The organism is Sphingopyxis sp. SE2 (assembly GCF_032227185.1).
GTDB lineage: Bacteria > Pseudomonadota > Alphaproteobacteria > Sphingomonadales > Sphingomonadaceae > Sphingopyxis.
In genome coordinates, this window is sequence record NZ_JAPMXW010000001.1 from 3,219,616 (window position 1) to 3,236,525 (window position 16,910).

The 16,910-nt window shown below is 61.4% G+C and carries 16 protein-coding genes and 2 pseudogenes; 9 read left to right on the plus strand and 9 right to left on the minus strand.

The genetic code is table 11. The features are described 5' to 3' along the window. Positions 1-14 precede the first annotated feature (14 nt). From OVY29_RS15415 to OVY29_RS15445, 8 genes and pseudogenes are all read right to left on the minus strand, one after another. Positions 15-2,159 carry a TonB-dependent receptor gene (locus OVY29_RS15415; RefSeq protein ID WP_231728233.1) on the minus strand — a complete coding sequence of 715 codons (2,145 nt, stop codon included), beginning with the start codon at positions 2,157-2,159 and terminating at the stop codon, positions 15-17. 248 nt (positions 2,160-2,407) lie between these two features. Further along, positions 2,408-2,803 (minus strand): cupredoxin domain-containing protein, encoded by a 396-nt coding sequence (locus OVY29_RS15420; protein ID WP_197411996.1) that lies wholly within the window; start codon positions 2,801-2,803, stop codon positions 2,408-2,410. Between the two features lie 166 nt (positions 2,804-2,969). Beyond that, entirely contained in the window at positions 2,970-3,314 is a 345-nt protein-coding gene (locus OVY29_RS24730) for an MgtC/SapB family protein (protein ID WP_409581467.1), read from the minus strand. Positions 3,315-3,480: 166 nt separating this feature from the next. After that, positions 3,481-4,653 (minus strand): glycosyltransferase, encoded by a 1,173-nt coding sequence (locus OVY29_RS15425; RefSeq protein ID WP_313912071.1) that lies wholly within the window; start codon positions 4,651-4,653, stop codon positions 3,481-3,483. 93 nt (positions 4,654-4,746) lie between these two features. Beyond that, positions 4,747-5,079 (minus strand): hypothetical protein, encoded by a 333-nt coding sequence (locus OVY29_RS15430; protein ID WP_234181497.1) that lies wholly within the window; start codon positions 5,077-5,079, stop codon positions 4,747-4,749. Then, entirely contained in the window at positions 5,076-6,167 is a 1,092-nt protein-coding gene (locus OVY29_RS15435; RefSeq protein ID WP_234181499.1) for an IS5 family transposase, read from the minus strand. The genes OVY29_RS15430 and OVY29_RS15435 overlap by 4 nt, the downstream gene beginning before the upstream one ends. Before the next feature lie 111 nt (positions 6,168-6,278). Beyond that, a pseudogene (locus OVY29_RS15440) lies at positions 6,279-6,827 on the minus strand (CDP-alcohol phosphatidyltransferase family protein); the annotation flags it as partial. Next, positions 6,824-7,711 carry a VacJ family lipoprotein gene (locus OVY29_RS15445; protein WP_075153476.1) on the minus strand — a complete coding sequence of 296 codons (888 nt, stop codon included), beginning with the start codon at positions 7,709-7,711 and terminating at the stop codon, positions 6,824-6,826. The gene OVY29_RS15445 and the pseudogene OVY29_RS15440, both read right to left, overlap by 4 nt. Before the next feature lie 275 nt (positions 7,712-7,986). Here OVY29_RS15445 and OVY29_RS15450 point away from each other — a divergent pair, with 275 nt between their 5' ends. From OVY29_RS15450 to OVY29_RS15465, 4 genes are all read left to right on the plus strand, one after another. Then, the gene (locus OVY29_RS15450; protein WP_112380397.1) at positions 7,987-8,190 is read left to right on the plus strand and encodes a hypothetical protein; all 204 of its coding nucleotides are present in this window, start codon (positions 7,987-7,989) and stop codon (positions 8,188-8,190) included. Between the two features lie 446 nt (positions 8,191-8,636). Then, a complete protein-coding gene (locus tag OVY29_RS15455) occupies positions 8,637-10,847 on the plus strand; it encodes a TonB-dependent receptor (protein ID WP_245836977.1) in 2,211 nt (736 codons plus the stop codon). A gap of 104 nt (positions 10,848-10,951) precedes the next feature. After that, positions 10,952-11,338, plus strand: coding sequence for a MerC domain-containing protein (locus tag OVY29_RS15460; protein ID WP_237241403.1), 387 nt, complete (start codon positions 10,952-10,954; stop codon positions 11,336-11,338). 62 nt (positions 11,339-11,400) lie between these two features. Next, positions 11,401-11,859, plus strand: coding sequence for a Fur family transcriptional regulator (locus OVY29_RS15465; protein ID WP_075153469.1), 459 nt, complete (start codon positions 11,401-11,403; stop codon positions 11,857-11,859). 126 nt (positions 11,860-11,985) lie between these two features. On the opposite strand, the pseudogene OVY29_RS15470 reads toward OVY29_RS15465, so the two are convergent. Then, a pseudogene (locus OVY29_RS15470) lies at positions 11,986-12,357 on the minus strand (recombinase family protein); the annotation flags it as partial. Between the two features lie 242 nt (positions 12,358-12,599). Between OVY29_RS15470 and OVY29_RS15475 the strand changes: the two are divergent. The 5 genes from OVY29_RS15475 (at position 12,600) to OVY29_RS15495 (ending at position 16,845) form a co-directional block, all read left to right on the plus strand. Next, complete coding sequence (locus OVY29_RS15475; RefSeq protein ID WP_170935525.1) at positions 12,600-12,845, plus strand: FitA-like ribbon-helix-helix domain-containing protein; 246 nt, start codon at positions 12,600-12,602, stop codon at positions 12,843-12,845. Beyond that, entirely contained in the window at positions 12,842-13,264 is a 423-nt protein-coding gene (locus tag OVY29_RS15480; protein ID WP_058817955.1) for a type II toxin-antitoxin system VapC family toxin, read from the plus strand. The genes OVY29_RS15475 and OVY29_RS15480 overlap by 4 nt, the downstream gene beginning before the upstream one ends. 49 nt (positions 13,265-13,313) lie before the next feature. Beyond that, entirely contained in the window at positions 13,314-13,592 is a 279-nt protein-coding gene (locus OVY29_RS15485; RefSeq protein WP_313911690.1) for a hypothetical protein, read from the plus strand. 18 nt (positions 13,593-13,610) lie between these two features. Next, complete coding sequence (locus tag OVY29_RS15490) at positions 13,611-15,296, plus strand: recombinase family protein (RefSeq protein ID WP_082660473.1); 1,686 nt, start codon at positions 13,611-13,613, stop codon at positions 15,294-15,296. 193 nt (positions 15,297-15,489) lie between these two features. Then, positions 15,490-16,845, plus strand: a complete 1,356-nt coding sequence (locus OVY29_RS15495; protein WP_119081745.1) for a tyrosine-type recombinase/integrase — start codon at positions 15,490-15,492, stop codon at positions 16,843-16,845. Positions 16,846-16,910 lie beyond the last annotated feature (65 nt).

Genomic DNA, 16,910 nt, shown 5'->3' on the forward strand with positions numbered 1-16,910 from the left:
CTCCGGCGCCTTGTCTAAAAGCTCATTCTAACCGTCGCTCGCACTGTCATCGGCGCACCGGGCATGATGTTGTTGTCGTTGTAGGCGGACGAGAAATAGTTGCTGTTGAGGAGGTTCTCGACGTTGATTTGCGCCTCGATCTGGGGGGTGAGCTTGAAGAATGCGGCGGCATCGACGCGGGTGAAGGCGGGCAGGATGGCGGTGTTGCTGATGGACGTGAAGCTCCTCGACTGGTGATAGACCCCGACCCCGGCCCCAAGGCGAGGGGTGAGGTCGTAGCGGGTCCACAGCGAAGCCTGCTGTTTGGGAACCAGCGGAACCTCGCGCCCGGCCGGGGCGGCACTCGTCGTTTTGCGAATTGTCGCGTCCTGCAGCGCATAGCCCGCGCTGATCTGCCACTGGGGTGTGATCGCGCCGCTAAGGCCGAGTTCGAGCCCTTTGCTGCGCTGCGCGCCCGTGAGCACCGTCCGTGCGGGGTCATTGGGGTCGGCCGCGCGGGTGTTGGTGCGGTCAAGCTGGTAGATGGCGGCGGTCAGGTTCAGCGTCGGGCGGATATCCCATTTGAGGCCAAGCTCGTAATTGTCGAACCTCTCCGGCTCCAGCGCGGCGCTGGTGACATCGAGCGATGAGAATTGATCCCCCGACTGCGGCAGGAAGGACCGGCTATAGCTGGCGTATATCGAGACAGGTTGCACCGGCTTGAGCACCACGCCCACTCGGGGAGACCAAAGCGTGTCGGTCCGGCGATAGCTCTGCCCGGCAACCAGGTCGTCGACGTTAAGCGTGAAGCGGTCGCGGCGAACGCCGCCGATCAGATCGACATGGTCGCCGATCGAGATCTGGTCCTGCACATAGAAGGCGGCGGCGTCGGCGTTCGTGCGGATTGACCGGTAGCCGGTATTGGGAGTGGTGCGCAGCGTGACCGGCGGCACCGTGATCGGGTCGGCCAACCCGACAAAGACGCGCCGCCCCCCGTTGACGATATCACCACCCCCGAAAAAGCCGTTGATCCGCTGGTTGCGCGTGCGCTGGTCGCTAATTTCGAAGCCAGCGAGCAGCACGTGGCGGACGGGTCCAGTGGTGACCCTCCAAACAAGGTCGTTCTGGTTGAGCAGGTTCTTGCGTGTCGTGGGATCGCTATACGCTTCGAGGCCGACGCTCTGGACGCCGCCGCGCGACGTGACCGGGGTGACCGGAAAGGCGTTCCGATAGAGCTTGTCGTAATCACCATACAGGACCCGACTGGTCAGGGTCAGATTGTCGCTGAAGCGGTGCTCGACGCGCCCATTCAGGACCTTGGCCTCGAAATCGCTGACGTTGAATCCCGGCACACCGAAGAAGGTGTCGCGGGCGCCGGTGAGCGGGCGTGACGGGCTCGTCAGCGAGCCCTGAACGGCCGAGGGGACGCCTCGGTCGATCGTTCGCTTGTCGCTGTTATATTCGAAGCCCAGATCGATCCGAGTCGCACCGCCGAGCGAGAGCGCGACGGTCGGGTTGATCGCAACCCGGCGCCCGTCATAGAAGTCGCGATTGTTTCGGAACTCCTCGTAAACGGCGTTCATCCGGGTGGAGACGGACTCGCTGAGTGGCTGACTGATGTCGGCGTCGACATACCATGCGCCATATGTGTCCGCCGAACCGCTGCCGCTGATGAAGGCGTTGGCGACAGGGCGCTTGGTGACGCGGTTGATTACGCCCCCGCCGCCGCCGCGCCCGAAGATCATCGCGTTGGGACCTTTCAGAACCTCGATCCTCTCTGCATTGTAGAGGCCGCGATAATATTGCACGTCGTCCCGCAAGCCATCGACGAAGAAGTCTGCGGTGCTGCTGTTCCCGCGCAGGATGATCTGATCGCGGTGGCCCTCACCTTGAGAGATCACCGCGCCGGGGACATAGCGCAGCACGTCGGCGATCGAACGCATCGCCTGGTCGTCGATTTGCGCCTCGGTGATAATCGAGACCGCTTGCGGGACGTCGTTGAGATCGGTCGGTGTGCGGGTGGCGGTGCTGCTCGCATCGACCTGATAGCCGTCCCGGACGCCGGTCACGATGATCGTTTGCGATGTGCTGCCGGGTCCCGATAGCAGCTGGTCCTGGGCCATTGCCGGGACGGTGAGCAGCCCGAAGCCGAGCACAGTTCCGATACCAAGATTTCTCACAGTCAGCCCTTTTGCGAATCTTTCTCAACCAACGCAATAGATGATTTGAGAGTGCGTCGCAATAGCCCTTCGGGGTGGTCGCTGTCGGGCCCGTTGGCTTGCTCTCTAAAATATGAGGCCAGCGAAACGGACTACGGCAATGTTACGAAGCCCGACGAGATCACTTATCAGAGCCTGAGTTGGCTTTGCCGTTGCATTACGCCGAACGTCCTCAGCCATGACATGGAAGAGAGCCGAGCCAGTGACGCTCACCGGACGACGATCTTGCCTTTCATGCCGAAAATCGAGTGCATGAAGTGCGAACAATGCACGTCGTAGGTTCCGATCCGGTTGACAACCAGGCGCACGTCCCCGCTTTCTCCGCCTCCCAGATCGACCTCACCCTTGTTGATCGTCGACCGGCTGGCAGGGTCAATAGTGGCTTGCTCGAAAAAGGCCTTGGCGACAAAATTGTGGCCGCCCCCTGCCGTGTTAACAAAGCGCAAGCGGTAGGGAGCACCGCGTTGAAGCGTGATCGTGGCTGGAACGAAAGCGAAATTCTTCATGTCGATTTCGATCGTCCGGGCGTTCAACCAGTTCGGCGATTGAGCAAAGCCAGGCCCCGCGAGAAGAAGGCCGCAAACAGCGAGGCTTAGCGAGCGCATCGAACATCCCCATTACAAGCGTATCATAGCACGGATTGAGCCGCAGGCTCTTTTGGCCGTTCAAAAGCTGCATCGAAGCGAAAATCCCGAGAAAGGGACGTCAATTCCAACTTCCACGGCGCTAGATTCCGAGCCGATTGGCCTGCTTCGGCGTGCAAGGTGATGTTCATCGAGTAGGTTCGTCGTCGGAATCCGAATGGTGTACATGCAAGCGGGCTCGGTGCGAAACCCGCGTCCACCCAGGCATGCGAGGCAGCTCAAGGATCAAAAGAAGCATCAGAGCGGTTATGACAGCCAGATGATAGATCCCGTACGCGGCGCTTAACCCGACCGCTGCAGACGCCCAGAGCGTAGCTGCCGTTGTGAGCCCCGTCACGCGCCCAGCGTCGCGCAGGATGATGCCGGCGCCAATGAATCCTACTCCAGTAACAATTCCCGCAGAGATGCGACCTTGGTCCCCGATGGCGTTCGACACAAGTCCGAAGGCGCAGGCTCCTAGCGAAGCAGCCATGTAGGTTCGGATTCCGGCTTCCTGCCGTGGTGCTCACGTTGCCAGCCAATTATGGCACCCAGCAACCCTGCCAGTAGGATGCGCGCTATATCAAGCCACCAGGGAATGTTTTCCGTAAGATACGTCAATGACTACAACCCTTGCTTCATTTTTTTCGCGAAATTTATCATGAAATCGATCGTCGTAAGAGTAGCTGATTATAATAATCCAGTAGGTCAATTAGGTGATCGAGATCCGTACGAACTCTTCCTGCTGCATCCAGGGTTGCCGAACGTAACTGTACGGAATCCCGCGCCAACAGGCGCAGGATCGCCGCTGCGCAGGATTTCGCGTCACGCGCATTATAGGATTCGGAATGGCTTGGTGCTGCAAATTCCGCTGACCCTCCCTCGTTAGGAACAATCAACGGCAGCCCTGACGCGATGGCTTCTAAGGCAACGAGACCAAAAGGTTCGGTATCCGATCCGTGCACGAGCGCATCTGCGCTAGCCAACACGGATGCAAATCGCTCACGCTCGAAGATCGGCTTAAACAGCCGGATGTGGGGATTGCCAGCGACGCGGCTGAAGATTTTGGGTCGATCGACGCCGTCGCCAAGGAGGATGAGCCCAATAGGTGCCGATTGGCCGGCTTGTTCAACCGCATCAATAACCATCGGCCAGCGCTTCTCCGGGTGAAGCCTCCCGACCCCGATAAGTAAATGCGCACAAGGCGGAAGGTGGCACTCGCCCAGTAGCGCTGCCCGTAGTTGTTCATCTCGAAGATGCGGGGCGAAAACGCCGCCTTCCACGCCGAGCGGAAGCGGTGCATCGACCTGAAGTCCGCGGCCGGAATACCAACGGTCGAGCGTCCTGCCATTCGTGACAAAGGCATCGAACCTGTCGAGGAAGTGAGCAAGGTAGCGGGTGTACCACCCAAACCAACTCTCAACTTTTTGCCGCGAGGCCAGTCGTCCCACCCAACGCTGCGCGTAGGCAGTCATATGGTCATTGTGTGCGAAGAAGACTTTAGCCGCGGGCGCTCTCCAGTTGGCGACGATCCATGCGGGGCGAAACGGCGAGCTTGTCTCGACGACGTCGGGATTTAGTTCATCGAGCAGTGCCGTTACCGGAGCCCCATCCCAGAACATCCCGTAGCTTCGGTCGAACGGAAGGCGGGGTGCGGCTACCCAGAAAACGCGCCCCCCGCCGGGGCGGTGTTCGAGACGATTCTCATGGCCGGGTGCGATGACAATAAGTTCGTGACCAAGATCAGCCAGGAGTCGCATTTTCCGGTCGATGTACGTTCGAACCCCACCTCCTGTCGGGCAGTAGTACTCATTGACATCAACGATCCGCATTTGAATCGACACGAGCAAGTGTTCTAGCCACTAGCAAGGTTTGCACTATAAATAGGCAAATCAGCGCGGCGCCGATTAATCCTACCAGAGCGTCTAGCAGGCTGTTGAAGAAGTCCACTGCGTGGCGATGAATGTGGACTGGTCGCCGTGGTGGAAGCTGATTTCACCCTTGAGCGTGCCGTCGTCCTGGAGTTCGGCCCAGCCTTCGCCGGATGCCTCGTCCATTTCGTCGAAGCCTTCCCATGTGAAGTGGATGCTGGCCTTGGCGTAGCTGCAATCGAGAGTGCCGGTCACCGCCCCGAAGCGGAATTCACTGCCATCCGGATCGTCGAAGGCGATATAGCCGGGGCCGAGCAGGTCGATAAACTCGCGGTCCCAAAGTTCCATCTCGGCGATGCGCCATTTGCCAGCCATCGGATGGGTCATGGCGGCGCCTCCAGCAGCTTGGGCAATCGCACGAGGTTGTAGGCGGCCGCGGCGAAGGTGAAGGCCCAGTCTACCTTGGCGAGGCCCCGCAACTTGGTCTTGCGCAGGCCCGCAACGGTCTTGATCCAGCCGAACGCTTCCTCGATCCGTTTGCGGATCCGCTGGCTGGCGGCGTATCCGGCATGGCGGGTGGTGCGCCGGTCGATCGCCGAACGGCGACCGTTGGTGTTGCGCGCGACATGCGGGCGGACATTGATCTCGCGCAGTTCCTCGACGAAGTCCGCGGCGTCATAGCCCCGGTCTGCGCCGAGCGTGATCGCGCCGGGCCGATCGGCATGCGGCTCGATCATCTCCAGCGCCGCCAACCGCTCGGCATGGCCCGAGACGCGGGTGAGCCGGGCATCGACGATCAGCCCCGAACGGTTCTCCATGAGACCGTGGCCGATGAAGCACAGCTTCGCTTCCATCCCCGGCCCCTTCTTGTAGAGCATGGCATCGGGATCGGTGCGGCTCGCATGGGTGGCGTTCGAGCGCTTCTCGCCCCGGAAATCGGCGGGCGCATTGCGGCCACCAGCGTCATTGCCGCCATCGCCCTCGTCGTCCCTGGGCCGGAAGCTCTTCATGCTCGCCCAAGCCTCTACCAGGGTGCCATCAACGCTGAAATGATCGCGCGACAAGAGCTTGCGCACGCGGGCCTGGTCGAGGATCGCACAAAGGAACTTCGCCGCCACGTCTCCCGCCAGCAGCCGCTCACGGTTCTTCGAGAAGGTCGAGTGATCCCACACCGGCTCGTCGATACCAAGCCCGACGAACCAGCGGAACAGCAGGTCGAACTCGATCCGCTCCATCAGTTGCCGCTCCGAGCGGACCGAGTAGAACGCTTGCAGCAGCATCGCCCGCAACAGCATCTCGGGCGAAATCGACGGGCGTCCCATTCCCGAATACAGCTCCGAAAAATCGCTCGAGAGCACCCCCAGCGCCTCGTTCACGATGCCCCGTATCAGCCGCAACGGATGTGAAGCTGGAACCCGCTGCTCCAGATCGACGTATGAAAACAGCTCCCCCGACCGGCTATCCGCTCCGCGCATCGCGTCCTCGATGTTCAGCTAAACCCTCCCGGCTGAATCACAACTCCCGCGCCGATGCCAGCGACTTCTTCAACAGCCTGCTAGTGCCGGTATCGTCCAGATACGGTCTCCGCCGGGCTCGATTGCCATCATCGCAATCGTCAACAGGATCAGGAAAAGGCGAAGCTCGGTAGGACCCATTGCGAGATAGGACAGTCGCAATTCGCCCATCACTCGCGCCGCGAGGAATGTGTGAACCGACATCAAGAGGTAACCGGCCAGCGCGACCATGGCGATGTTCATGGTCACGTACGGGGAAAGGCCGATCCCGGCCACGATCAGCAGATTTGCCATCCCGTCACAACTGTGATCGATGAAGTATCCGTAGGAGGGGCGCTCGATCTTACGATACCGCGCGAGGCTTCCGTCCATTGAGTCCCCAAACCATTGAACGACATAGCCGGCGAGGGACAAAAGTAACCAAAGGTGGCCAAGATTGCTCGCAATGTAGCCGCCAAAAACCATTGTGGCTCCAATCATGCCGATGGCGGTCAGGCGATCCGGCGTGATGGAAGCAGGCATTCGGGCGCAAAGCCATTGGAGAACCCGTCGTTCGCTCTTGGCAAGCCAATTCTCTTGTATGCGGCGTAGTTCGGAACGAGCAGGAGAGCCATGCATCATGGGAAAACCGGGAGCGTACGGCGCGTGATCGGTTGCGGTGACGTTCGCCCATGCAGAGCGTCAATCTCCGCCTGGCGGCCTTCCAGATAGTTCCTGCGCGAAGCAGCATACGGGTCCGGCGTGTCTTTCAACTCGCGAAGTTGTGAGTCGAACTGGACCCGGTAATCAAGCGACCCAACGATGCTTGCTGGAACCGTGTAGGTGGGCTGGTTGAACGGCTGGCCGAACGCCGACGGAAGAACCATTCGGTCGATACCAAGGCCGATGAGGTCTCTGACGGTCGTAGGGCCGATCAGCGGAAGGAACAGAAAGGGGCCGGGCTTTACGCCGTAATAGCCCAGTGTGTTGGCAAAGCCGTTCGATCTACGAGGTAGTTTGAACGGTTTTTTCCGGGCGACATCGATCATCCCGGCGACGCCGACCGTTGTGTTGATCGCAAACCGTCCGGCCGTCTCGGCCGCCTTGCCGGGTTTGAGCTGAACGAGGAAATTGAGGAATGCAACCGGTTCAGCCAGATTATTGAAGAAATTGCGGATTGCCCCACGAACCGGGCCAGGCAAGGCGCGTTGATAGGTCATCGCCACCGGCGCGACGACCGCCTTGTCAACGGTCTGGGTGATGGCAAATGCCTGTGCGTTGACAGCTTGCAACGGATCTCCCGGCGCATGACCCGGTCGAGCAGTGACCACAATGTCATTGTGTTCGACCGTCTGCTGCTCGGCGCCAATATCTATCGGCAAACCTTCCTCCGGTGACGACGGTGGCGTGGGAGCCTCAACGGGGTTTGCCGACGTTGCTTCGCCTTCGGAGCCTATAGCCGGTACCTCTTGCGGCACATGGCCGACAGGTGCCGTTTCTTGAAAAAGCACCGGCACGATCGCCATCTGATCCAGCATTATTGGAGGAGGCAGAAACAGTGCCGCAGCCACGATAGCAGTGCCCAACTCATAACCTTTCGACAGGAAGAGCTCACCTGTCCTCGTGGGTATCGTACTTGGATTCGTCGCACTCGCGCCCGAGACCTACCACTATAAGCGTCGTATTCGCGCTCACGCGCAGGCATGTCGCGAGCCGGGTCCTGTTTACGATGCCAAGCGGTCGCCGCCGATGCTTAAGGACCAACTCATCTAATAAAAATCCCACAATAATGAGAATATCTATGAAATATAGATTGAGGTGGATACCCGGACTTGCAACAGGTGCTATCGCGGTGGCGATAGGAACATTTGTTCATGGTTGGTATACCGGTCACTGGAGTGGATTGGTAGGAGAGTTACCGATCCGGGCCGCTATCATGATGCCTTTCTTTGTGTTAATTTACCCGTGGATTTCATCGAGTGAAAAATTCCGCGCGAAGAAGTGAGATCTGCGGAGGCTCAAGAAGGCCTTGCAAGTCATTGCGCTTATCGGGAACCTGAAGTTGGGGCGTACGACATGAACTCAGTGAATATGTCAGTTTTGTAAGTCGGTGTCGGCAGAAGCGGGGCATTTCCACCATTGCCGTTTCCCGGAGTGCCACAGTCGGTTTCGCAGCCATCGAAGTGAGTGGGAGCAGCCGGCATTTCGATCGAAGTCGGCGTCGGCGGATGGTCCATAAACCGTGCAGAGAAGTGGCAAGCGGCTCTTATACACAAAGAGTCATCTGGTTTCGTCGTGCAGCATGGCCGGTTCTCAGCCAGCGGCCTGTTGTGGGGCCCAGATCAAATGCACCTCCCCTTGAACCGCCCTTGAAACGCGGCTACTCGGCCTCGAATCGCGTAACAGTATAACACCGCGCGGACGCAATATTCTTCAGGCAAGGCGATGGGAATGAGAATCAGGGCGGTGCTTTTAATCGGGATTTCTCTTGTTGCGATCAGCGGCAACGCGGTCGCGCAGAGCGCGTCTACCGCAATGCCGAGCAGCAAAACCGATGCCGCGAACGCGCCGACCGCTCAGGCGACTGCGCCTAGGCCATCCCGCCCGGAGATACCCGCTTCGGACCGCGACATCATCGTCACCGCCCCACTCCAGCAAAGCGAAACCGACGTCCTTCAGGGCACATCGGTGCTGAAGGGTGAGGCGTTGACCCGAGACTTGCGCCCGTCGCTTGGCGAGATGCTCTCGCGTCTGCCGGGCGTGTCGGCGACCTCCTTCGGCCCTTCGGCATCCCGGCCCATCCTGCGCGGTTTCCAGGGCGAGCGCATCCGCGTGCTGACGGACGGTATTGGCGCGATCGACCTGTCCAACACCTCCGTCGATCATGCGGTGGTCATCGACCCGCTTCTGGCCGAGCGCATTGAGGTCCTGCGCGGGCCATCGGCGCTGCTGTTCGGCTCGTCTGCGGTGGGCGGCGTGGTGAACGTGATCGATACGCGCATTCCGCGGACCCGGCCCGAGAACGGCTATCGGCTGAATGGCATTGCCACCTACGGATCGGCCGCGAACGAGCGTTCGATCGCCGGTGCTGCTGACGTGGCGGTCGGTCCATACCTCGTGCTCCACGCCGACGGCTCGTATCTCAAAGCCGATGACCTCAGGATCGGCGGCTACGCGCTATCGCCAGCGGAACGCGCTGCCGCGCTGTCGCAAGTCGGCGTGCCGCAAGACGTGGCACCAGGCGAGGACCCGATCGACTTCGCGGCCTCCGCTGCTATCCGAGGCAAGCTCCCCAACACCGCCGCCGAGACCTGGACGGCGGGCGTCGGCGCGTCGATCATCACCGACACGGGCCAACTTGGCGTGAGCTACAGCCGTTACGACAGCCTTTACGGCGTGCCGATCCGCTATGCGACCGAAGTGGGTCAGGCGCAGGAGTCACCCCGGCTCGATGTCAAGCAGGACCGAGTCGACTTGCGCGGCGAGGTCGAGACCGGGGGCGGATTTCTTGACCGCATCCGCATCCGCGCTGGCCATGCCAGCTACCGCCATTTCGAGCTGAAACCGTCCGGCGAGATCGGCACGGCGTTCTACAGCAAAGGCACCGAGGGGCGACTGGAATTCCTTCAGGCAGATCGCGGTGGATGGCAGGGCGCGAGCGGGGTTCAATATTTCAACCGTTCGTTCAACATCGAGGGTGTCGAAGCCTTCCTGCCCCGCAATGAAACCAATCAGACCGGCATCTTCACGCTTCAGCAGTATAATGCGGGGCCGTTCCATGCTGCGGCCGGCGCTCGTTACGAGTGGAGCGACCAGACCGCCAAGACTTTTGGCAGTGACCCGAGATTCTTTGGCGGGAAGCGCACCTTTGGCGCGTTTTCCGGCTCGCTGGGGGTTGGTTACGGCGTCACCGACGCGATCCGCATCGGCCTGAACGGCTCCTACACCGAGCGCGCTCCGTCAGCCGAAGAGCTGTTCGCGAACGGGCCTCATGCCGGCACGCAAGCCTATGAGCTGGGAAATCCGGACTTCCGGCTGGAACGGAGCTACGGGATTGAGGCGACGCTTCACGTTCACGGCGAGCGCGTCAGCTTCGACGCATCCGCCTATTACAACCGCTTCAACAACTATATCTCGGAGCAGCAGGTCGACCAAGGCGTATGTGAGGCCGCGGCCGCACCGTCGGGCCGCGAAGTCGACCTACCCTGCTTTCAGTACCAGCAAGCAGGTGCCAGCTACTGGGGCTTCGAAGGCGATTTGTCGGCCAAGCTGTTCGAGGTGGGCGGCACGCGCATCAACGCCGACCTGCTCGGTGATTATGTCCGGGCCACCATCATCGACCGCGCCCCCGTGCCGCGCATCCCGCCGCTTCGTCTACTCGGCGGTCTGGAGGCGCAAGGCGACAAGTTCACCGCGCGGGCCGAGGTGGAGCGCGTGTTCAAGCAGGACCGTATCGCCGACTTCGAGACCCCCACGCCCGGCTACACCTTGGTAAACGCCAGTGTGAGCCTCAAACCCTTTGCCAACAACAGCAGGACATCGCTCCTGCTCAGCGCCAACAATATCTTCGACGTAGTTGCACGCCGACATTCAAGCTTCCTCAAGGACTTCGCGCCGCTTGCCGGTCGCGACATCCGGGTCTCGCTAAGGTTCGGCCTCTGACAAAGGTGTCGGGCAGCAGGCCTCCCCCACCTGGGATGCCATTTCAAAAGGTTACAGGAAGACGGGGTGGGGCGGCCTGCCCCACTCCCATAATGGAGAGGTTTGTGGCAGGGACGTTGAGAAACTCGCATCGGGGGCTGATCGAACACACGGCGTTGGGTGCTTCGTTGCTGTGCCTCATTCACTGTCTCGCGTTGCCCCTCCTCTTTGCCGCCCTTCCCGCGCTTAGCAGCGTCATTCCAGTCAGCCGGACCTTTCACCTGGTGATGCTGGCGATTGCCGTGCCGACGAGCAGCTTGGCTCTTCTCTCCGGCAGGACACGACATGGCGCTTGGTGGCCCGTAATGCTTGGCGCGGCTGGGCTTATAGTGCTCGCCATCGGTGTGCTGTCGTTCGGTGACACGCCACTGGAAACGCCGCTGACGGTTGCCGGCGCTATCGTCCTTGCCATCGCGCATGTCGGCAATCTGAAGCTGGCGCGCGCGACATGAACCAAGTGCTTGAGAGAGGGGCGGCCTTGCCCGCCACCCCCGTCGAGCCATATTCTTGCATCATGCGTCACAAGCACGAGCAGCCGGAAGGAGAAGCGCTTACTGAAGCCGCGCGCTCCGCCTTTGAGCGCGTCGGTGAGCAGTGGACCGATATGCGGGCTCAGCTATTCAATGTCATCGTCGGCCTCGACCGACCCGCGTCGGCTTACGACATCGCCGATCGCTTTTCGGAACAGCGCGGCCGGCGCGTAGCCGCAAACTCGGTATACCGCATTCTCGACCTGTTCGTGGCAGCCAACATCGTCACTCGCGTGGAGGTTGCAAACCGTTACCTACCCAATGTCCACCCCGGCTGCGTTCACGACTGCATCCTGCTTTTCTGCGAGCAGTGCGGCAGGATCACGCATTTGGACGACGACAACATCGCGACAAGTATCCGGGGTGCTGCAACCAATGCGGGGTTTCGGCCAACAAAGCCGGTGATCGAAGTTTGCGGCCTATGTGAGGCGTGCAGCAGATAGACCCCACAGATCGACCAATGTCTGTCAAACGGTCGATTGCGCGAGGGCCGCGCCGATCGCGGCTGAGGTGTAAACGCTCGCGCTAAGTGGCGGCATTCTGATCGCGCTATTTGTCGGCGAGCGTCGCTACGCGGCTACCGGCTTGGTCTCGGCCGATCGCACATAGGCGTAGAGTGTTGGCTTGGAGATGCCGAGCATCGAGCAAATCTTGGCGATCGGCATCGTGTTCTCGTGGTAGAGCCTGACGGCCAGGTCGCGCTTGTCCTTGCCGAGTGCGGCCGGCCGGCCACCCTTCTTGCCGCGAGCGCGGGCTGCGGTGAGACCGGCCTGGGTCCGCTCGCGGATCAGGTTGCGCTCGAACTCCGCCAATGCCCCGAACAGGTGGAAGGTAAGCTTGCCCGACGTGGTGGTCGTGTCGATCGCCTCGTGCAGGCTCAGCAGAGGGAAGCGTCGCCCACCCCATCGACGGGGAGAGAAACGACCAATGCGATCGGGCCGGCGCAGCCCTGGCCGATCTCCGCAAGACCGGAAAGACTACAATCCGCGCGGCGGATTGGCCGAACGGCGCGCCAGCGCTACTCCGCCATGCTGATCGTCACCTGGCAGGGACGAGACCCGTCAGGGGCTCGGTCGGAGCGCAGCGGAGATAGAGCGGCGGTCCCGCAGGGAGGCGCCACCCCTGACCTTGCACTTTTCCGCTTCATCGACTAACATGCAGTCAATGACTTATGGAGTTGCATATGGCAGTCATGACGATCCGAAACATCGACGATGCGATCAAAAATCGTCTGCGCCTGCGCGCTGCGATGCACGGTCGGTCGATGGAAGACGAGGCCCGCGACATCCTGCGTTCAGCGCTCTCGACCGAAATCCCCCGGCCTCGCAATTTGGGACAGGCCATCCATGAGAGGTTCGGCGCGCTGGGCGGTGTCGATCTGCCTGAGCTGTACCGCGAGCCGATCCGGGCGGTGGACTTCGGCGAATGATTGTTCTCGACACGAACGTCATTTCCGAGCTGATGCGGCGCGAGCCTGACCCGAGGGTCATGGCGTGGATTGCCGAGCAGCCGATGGCGGGCGTATTCACGACGACGCTGACGCAGGCGGAAATCTTCTACGGACTGGCGCTGCTTCCCGAGGGACGCCGCCGCGATGACCTGCTGGCCGCCGCACGCCCCATGTTCGATGTCGATCTTGCCGGCCGCGTGCTGCCGTTCGATACCGACGCGGCCAGCGCCTATCCAGAGATTGCCGCCGGGCGGAAACAGGGCGGCAAGCCGATCAGCCAGATCGACGCGCAGATTGCCGCCATCGTGCGCTCGCGCGGCGCGCGACTGGCGACTCGCAATGTGCGCGACTTCGCCGAGTGCGGGATAACGGTCGTCGATCCGTGGGGCGAAGCATGACGCCCGCCGCCGCACGACCCTATCTGCGCTACGCCGCGATGAAGCCTTTGTGCGAAGTGCGGACACGCGGCAGCGTGTCGAGATGGCTCTTCCTCGCAAAGTCCGTCGCCGCACGCCCCGTCGCTGGGCCGAGTGCCCGGACGACCTGCACGACTATACCAATCCCGTCGCGCCGCGCCGGGCGTCGCGCCGGTCGCGCGACGATGACGGGCCGCTCGTCGTCACTGACGACTGGCCGGAGCAAGTTCCGATCGGCGACGCCGAGTTGCGCGCGATCGAAGGCCACATGCGGCAAGAGCTGGACAAGCTGTTCGGACCGCTGCCGTGAAGTGAGGAGTGAAGCGTTATGACCAGCGCCGCCCTGCGACGAGACGAGGATGAGGCGCCGGTCGTGGCGACCGCCCGCGCGGCGCTCTACCTGCGCGTCTCGACCGGCCGGCAGGCCGAGAGCGATCTTTCGATTCCCGACCAGCGCCGCCAGATCGAAGGGTATTGTCTGTCACGCGGCTGGGAAGTCGCGGCCCAGTTCGTCGAGCCGGGCAACACCGCGACCGACGATCGCCGGCCTGCCTTTCAGGCCATGATCGACGCGGCGATGACAAAGCCGCCGACGTTCACCGTCATTGTCGTCCACAGCTTCTCGCGGTTCTTCCGCGACCAGTTCCAGTTCGAGTTCTACGTCCGCAAGCTGGCGAAGAACGGGGTGAAGCTCGTCTCGATCACGCAAGACTTGGGCGACGATCCGATGAGCGTGATGATGCGCCAGATCATGACGCTGTTCGACGAGTATCAGTCGAAAGAGAACGGCAAGCACACGCTTCGCGCGATGAAGGAGAATGCGCGGCAAGGCTTCTGGAACGGCGCTCGTGCGCCGATCGGCTATCGCGTGGTCGCGGCGGGCGAGCGCGGCGCAAAGATCAAGAAGAAGCTGGAGATCGACCCGAACCAGGCGGAGACGGTGCGGCGCATCTACCGCATGGCGCTGAATGGCGTCGATAACAGAGGACCGATGGGCCTCAAGTCGATCGCCACTTGGCTGAACGAGAACAACATCCGCACCCGCGACGGCGGGCGCTGGGGCTTGGGCGCGGTGCATCAGGTGTTGACCCGCACGACCTATATCGGCCAGCACCGTTTCAACACGCGCGATCACAAGACCAGGACGCCGAAGCCGGAGAGCGAGCACGCCATCATGGAAGTGCCCGCCATCGTCTCGGAAACGGAGTTCGAGGCGGTCCAGCGGTCGCTCAAGGCGCGGAGTCCGAAGATGATGCCGCCAATGGCGGTGGGCGGCCCGACGCTGCTCACCGGCATCTGCTTTTGCGCCTGCTGCGGCGGCGCGATGACGCTGCGCACGGGCACCAGCAGCGTCGGGCGGGAATATCGCTATTACACTTGCTCGACGAAGGCGCGACAGGGCGCGACCGGCTGTCCCGGCATCACCGTGCGGATGGATCGGCTTAATGAGGCCGTGGTCGATCATCTCGAAGCGCGGCTACTCGACCCGGCGCGGCTCGAAGCTCTGATGAATCAGATCCTCGAACGCCGCGACGAGTGGGTGAATCAGCGCCGCGAGCATGTCGCCGATCTTGAGCGACGCGCGACCGAGGCGGAAGCCAAGCTCAAGCGGCTTTACGACGCGATCGAGAATGGCGTCATCGACGTAAGCGATCCGTCGCTCAAGGATCGCATCGCCGAGCTGACCGCGACGCGCGACCAGGCCAAGGGAGATTCTGAGCGCGCACTTGCCCATATCGTGAAGATCGGCCCGGCGATCACGCCGGAGAGCCTGCGCGCCTTTGCAGCCGCCCTGAAAAAGAAGCTGCGGAACGGCGACGGCACTTTCGCCCGCGATCAGGTGCGGGCGGTCGCCCAGCGGGTCGAGGTGGTCAGCCGGAAAGAGGTCCGTATTCGCGGCCTGCGCAGCGAGCTGCTCCGAACGCTAACCGCCGCCTCTGGCGTAGAGGCGGCGGTGCTAGGCGTTCGTGCCTTTGAACCGAAATGGCGCACCCGACAGGATTCGAACCTGTGACCTTCGCCTTCGGAGCTAGAACTACAACGCTACGCTAGGCTTTTCAAGTCAACGCTAGAGCACGATAACTCACTGTTTATACAGTGTTTTCTTGACACGAAGGGTATTCCAGACTACGCAAAAAACCCCCACAGTTTTCGATCTGCTGGTGAGTTTTTGGTGAGTTTTCTGAGCCCGCTCTAGCGAGGTGCATATGCCAAAACTGACGAAAACCGTCGTCGACAAGGCCGAGCAACGGGACCGGCAATATACCGTTTGGTGCAGCGATTTGAAAGGCTTTGGCGTGTTCGTGCTGCCCTCAGGAACACGAACCTACTTCGTCGATTACCGAAACGCTAACAATGTTCGGCGTCGGATGAAACTCGGTCGCCACGGCACCGTCACCGCCGAACAGGCGCGGACGCTGGCGATTCAGGCGCTGGCCGAAGTCGCCAAGGGCAACGATCCGCTCGAAGATCGGAACAGCGTTCGCAAGGCGATCTCGGTGAAGGAGCTTTGCGAGTTATATACGGCGGAACTTGAAGCCGGCCGGATTCTCGGCAAGGGCGGTCGCCCCAAGAAGGCCAGCACCAAGATCACCGATCTCGGCCGGATTACGCGCCATATCATTCCGCTCCTCGGCTCGAAGCGCGTCACGCATGTCACGAAGGCGGACGTGACGGCGATGATGAAGGACATCATGGCCGGCAAGACCCGCGCTACGGAGAAGACCAAGAAGTTGCGTGGCAAGTCGATCGTCCGGGGTGGCCTCGGTGCCGCGAGCCGGACGGTCGGGCTGCTGGGCGGCATTTTCAGCTATGCGCGGGATGAGCTGGGCATCATCGAGATCAATCCCGCGCATGGTGTTCGCAAGCCGAAGGATGTGGTGCGGAAGCGACGACTGAACGAGGACGAGTATCGGACGCTGGGCCGCATCCTCGCCAAAGCTGCTGAGGACGAACGCTATACGCGAACCGTCGACATGATTCGACTGATTGCAATGTCGGGGTGCCGTCGCGGCGAGATTATCGAAGCGAAGAAAACGGAAATCGATACGATGGGGAGTGCCTTCCGGTTCGAGGATACAAAGGAAGGTCAGTCCGTTCGCCCGATGGGTCTACCGATCGTCGAGTATTTCGACGAGCGGAACATGGACGGCGACAGCCCTTATGTGTTTCCGGGCGAGAGAAACCCGGACGGGCCGTTCGGAAGCTTTCCACGGCACTGGGAGAAAATCTTCGCCGATACTGAGTTGGAGAGCGTCACCGCCCACGTCTTGCGCCATAGCTTCGCCAGCATCGCCAACGATCTCGGCTTCACCGAGATCACCATTGCGGCGCTGCTCGGCCATGCCTCAGGTTCGATCACAAGCCGCTATATCCACACGCTAGATGCTGCGCTGGTCATGGCGGCAGATACGGTGTCAGGCTACATCCAAGCGCTCTTAGACGGCGCGGAGCTATCGCACACGCACTACGCTCTCGATCGACGGTCACGGAAGGCGGCGCTTGCGCGCTTCCTTGCCGGCGCGGGCGAGGCCGAAAACGCCGATATGGCGCTTGCAGCTTGATCCGATGCATCCGGCCGCGCTGATCCGGCCATTCGGCGGGATCGGCGTGGCCGGTCTAGCCGGAG

What these genes read in the sequence shown, in the direction of transcription:
- OVY29_RS15490 (WP_082660473.1), top strand. Translation starts at nt 13,611, where the DNA reads ATGACCAGCGCCGCCCTGCGACGAGACGAGGATGAGGCGCCGGTCGTG.
- OVY29_RS15475 (WP_170935525.1), top strand. Translation starts at nt 12,600, where the DNA reads ATGGCAGTCATGACGATCCGAAACATCGACGATGCGATCAAAAATCGT.
- OVY29_RS15420 (WP_197411996.1), bottom strand. Translation starts at nt 2,803, where the DNA reads ATGCGCTCGCTAAGCCTCGCTGTTTGCGGCCTTCTTCTCGCGGGGCCT.
- OVY29_RS15450 (WP_112380397.1), top strand. Translation starts at nt 7,987, where the DNA reads ATGAAATATAGATTGAGGTGGATACCCGGACTTGCAACAGGTGCTATC.
- OVY29_RS15430 (WP_234181497.1), bottom strand. Translation starts at nt 5,079, where the DNA reads ATGACCCATCCGATGGCTGGCAAATGGCGCATCGCCGAGATGGAACTT.
- OVY29_RS15455 (WP_245836977.1), top strand. Translation starts at nt 8,637, where the DNA reads ATGAGAATCAGGGCGGTGCTTTTAATCGGGATTTCTCTTGTTGCGATC.
- OVY29_RS24730 (WP_409581467.1), bottom strand. Translation starts at nt 3,314, where the DNA reads ATGGCTGCTTCGCTAGGAGCCTGCGCCTTCGGACTTGTGTCGAACGCC.
- OVY29_RS15425 (WP_313912071.1), bottom strand. Translation starts at nt 4,653, where the DNA reads ATGCGGATCGTTGATGTCAATGAGTACTACTGCCCGACAGGAGGTGGG.
- OVY29_RS15435 (WP_234181499.1), bottom strand. Translation starts at nt 6,167, where the DNA reads ATGCGCGGAGCGGATAGCCGGTCGGGGGAGCTGTTTTCATACGTCGAT.
- OVY29_RS15465 (WP_075153469.1), top strand. Translation starts at nt 11,401, where the DNA reads ATGCGTCACAAGCACGAGCAGCCGGAAGGAGAAGCGCTTACTGAAGCC.
- OVY29_RS15480 (WP_058817955.1), top strand. Translation starts at nt 12,842, where the DNA reads ATGATTGTTCTCGACACGAACGTCATTTCCGAGCTGATGCGGCGCGAG.
- OVY29_RS15495 (WP_119081745.1), top strand. Translation starts at nt 15,490, where the DNA reads ATGCCAAAACTGACGAAAACCGTCGTCGACAAGGCCGAGCAACGGGAC.
- OVY29_RS15445 (WP_075153476.1), bottom strand. Translation starts at nt 7,711, where the DNA reads ATGGCGATCGTGCCGGTGCTTTTTCAAGAAACGGCACCTGTCGGCCAT.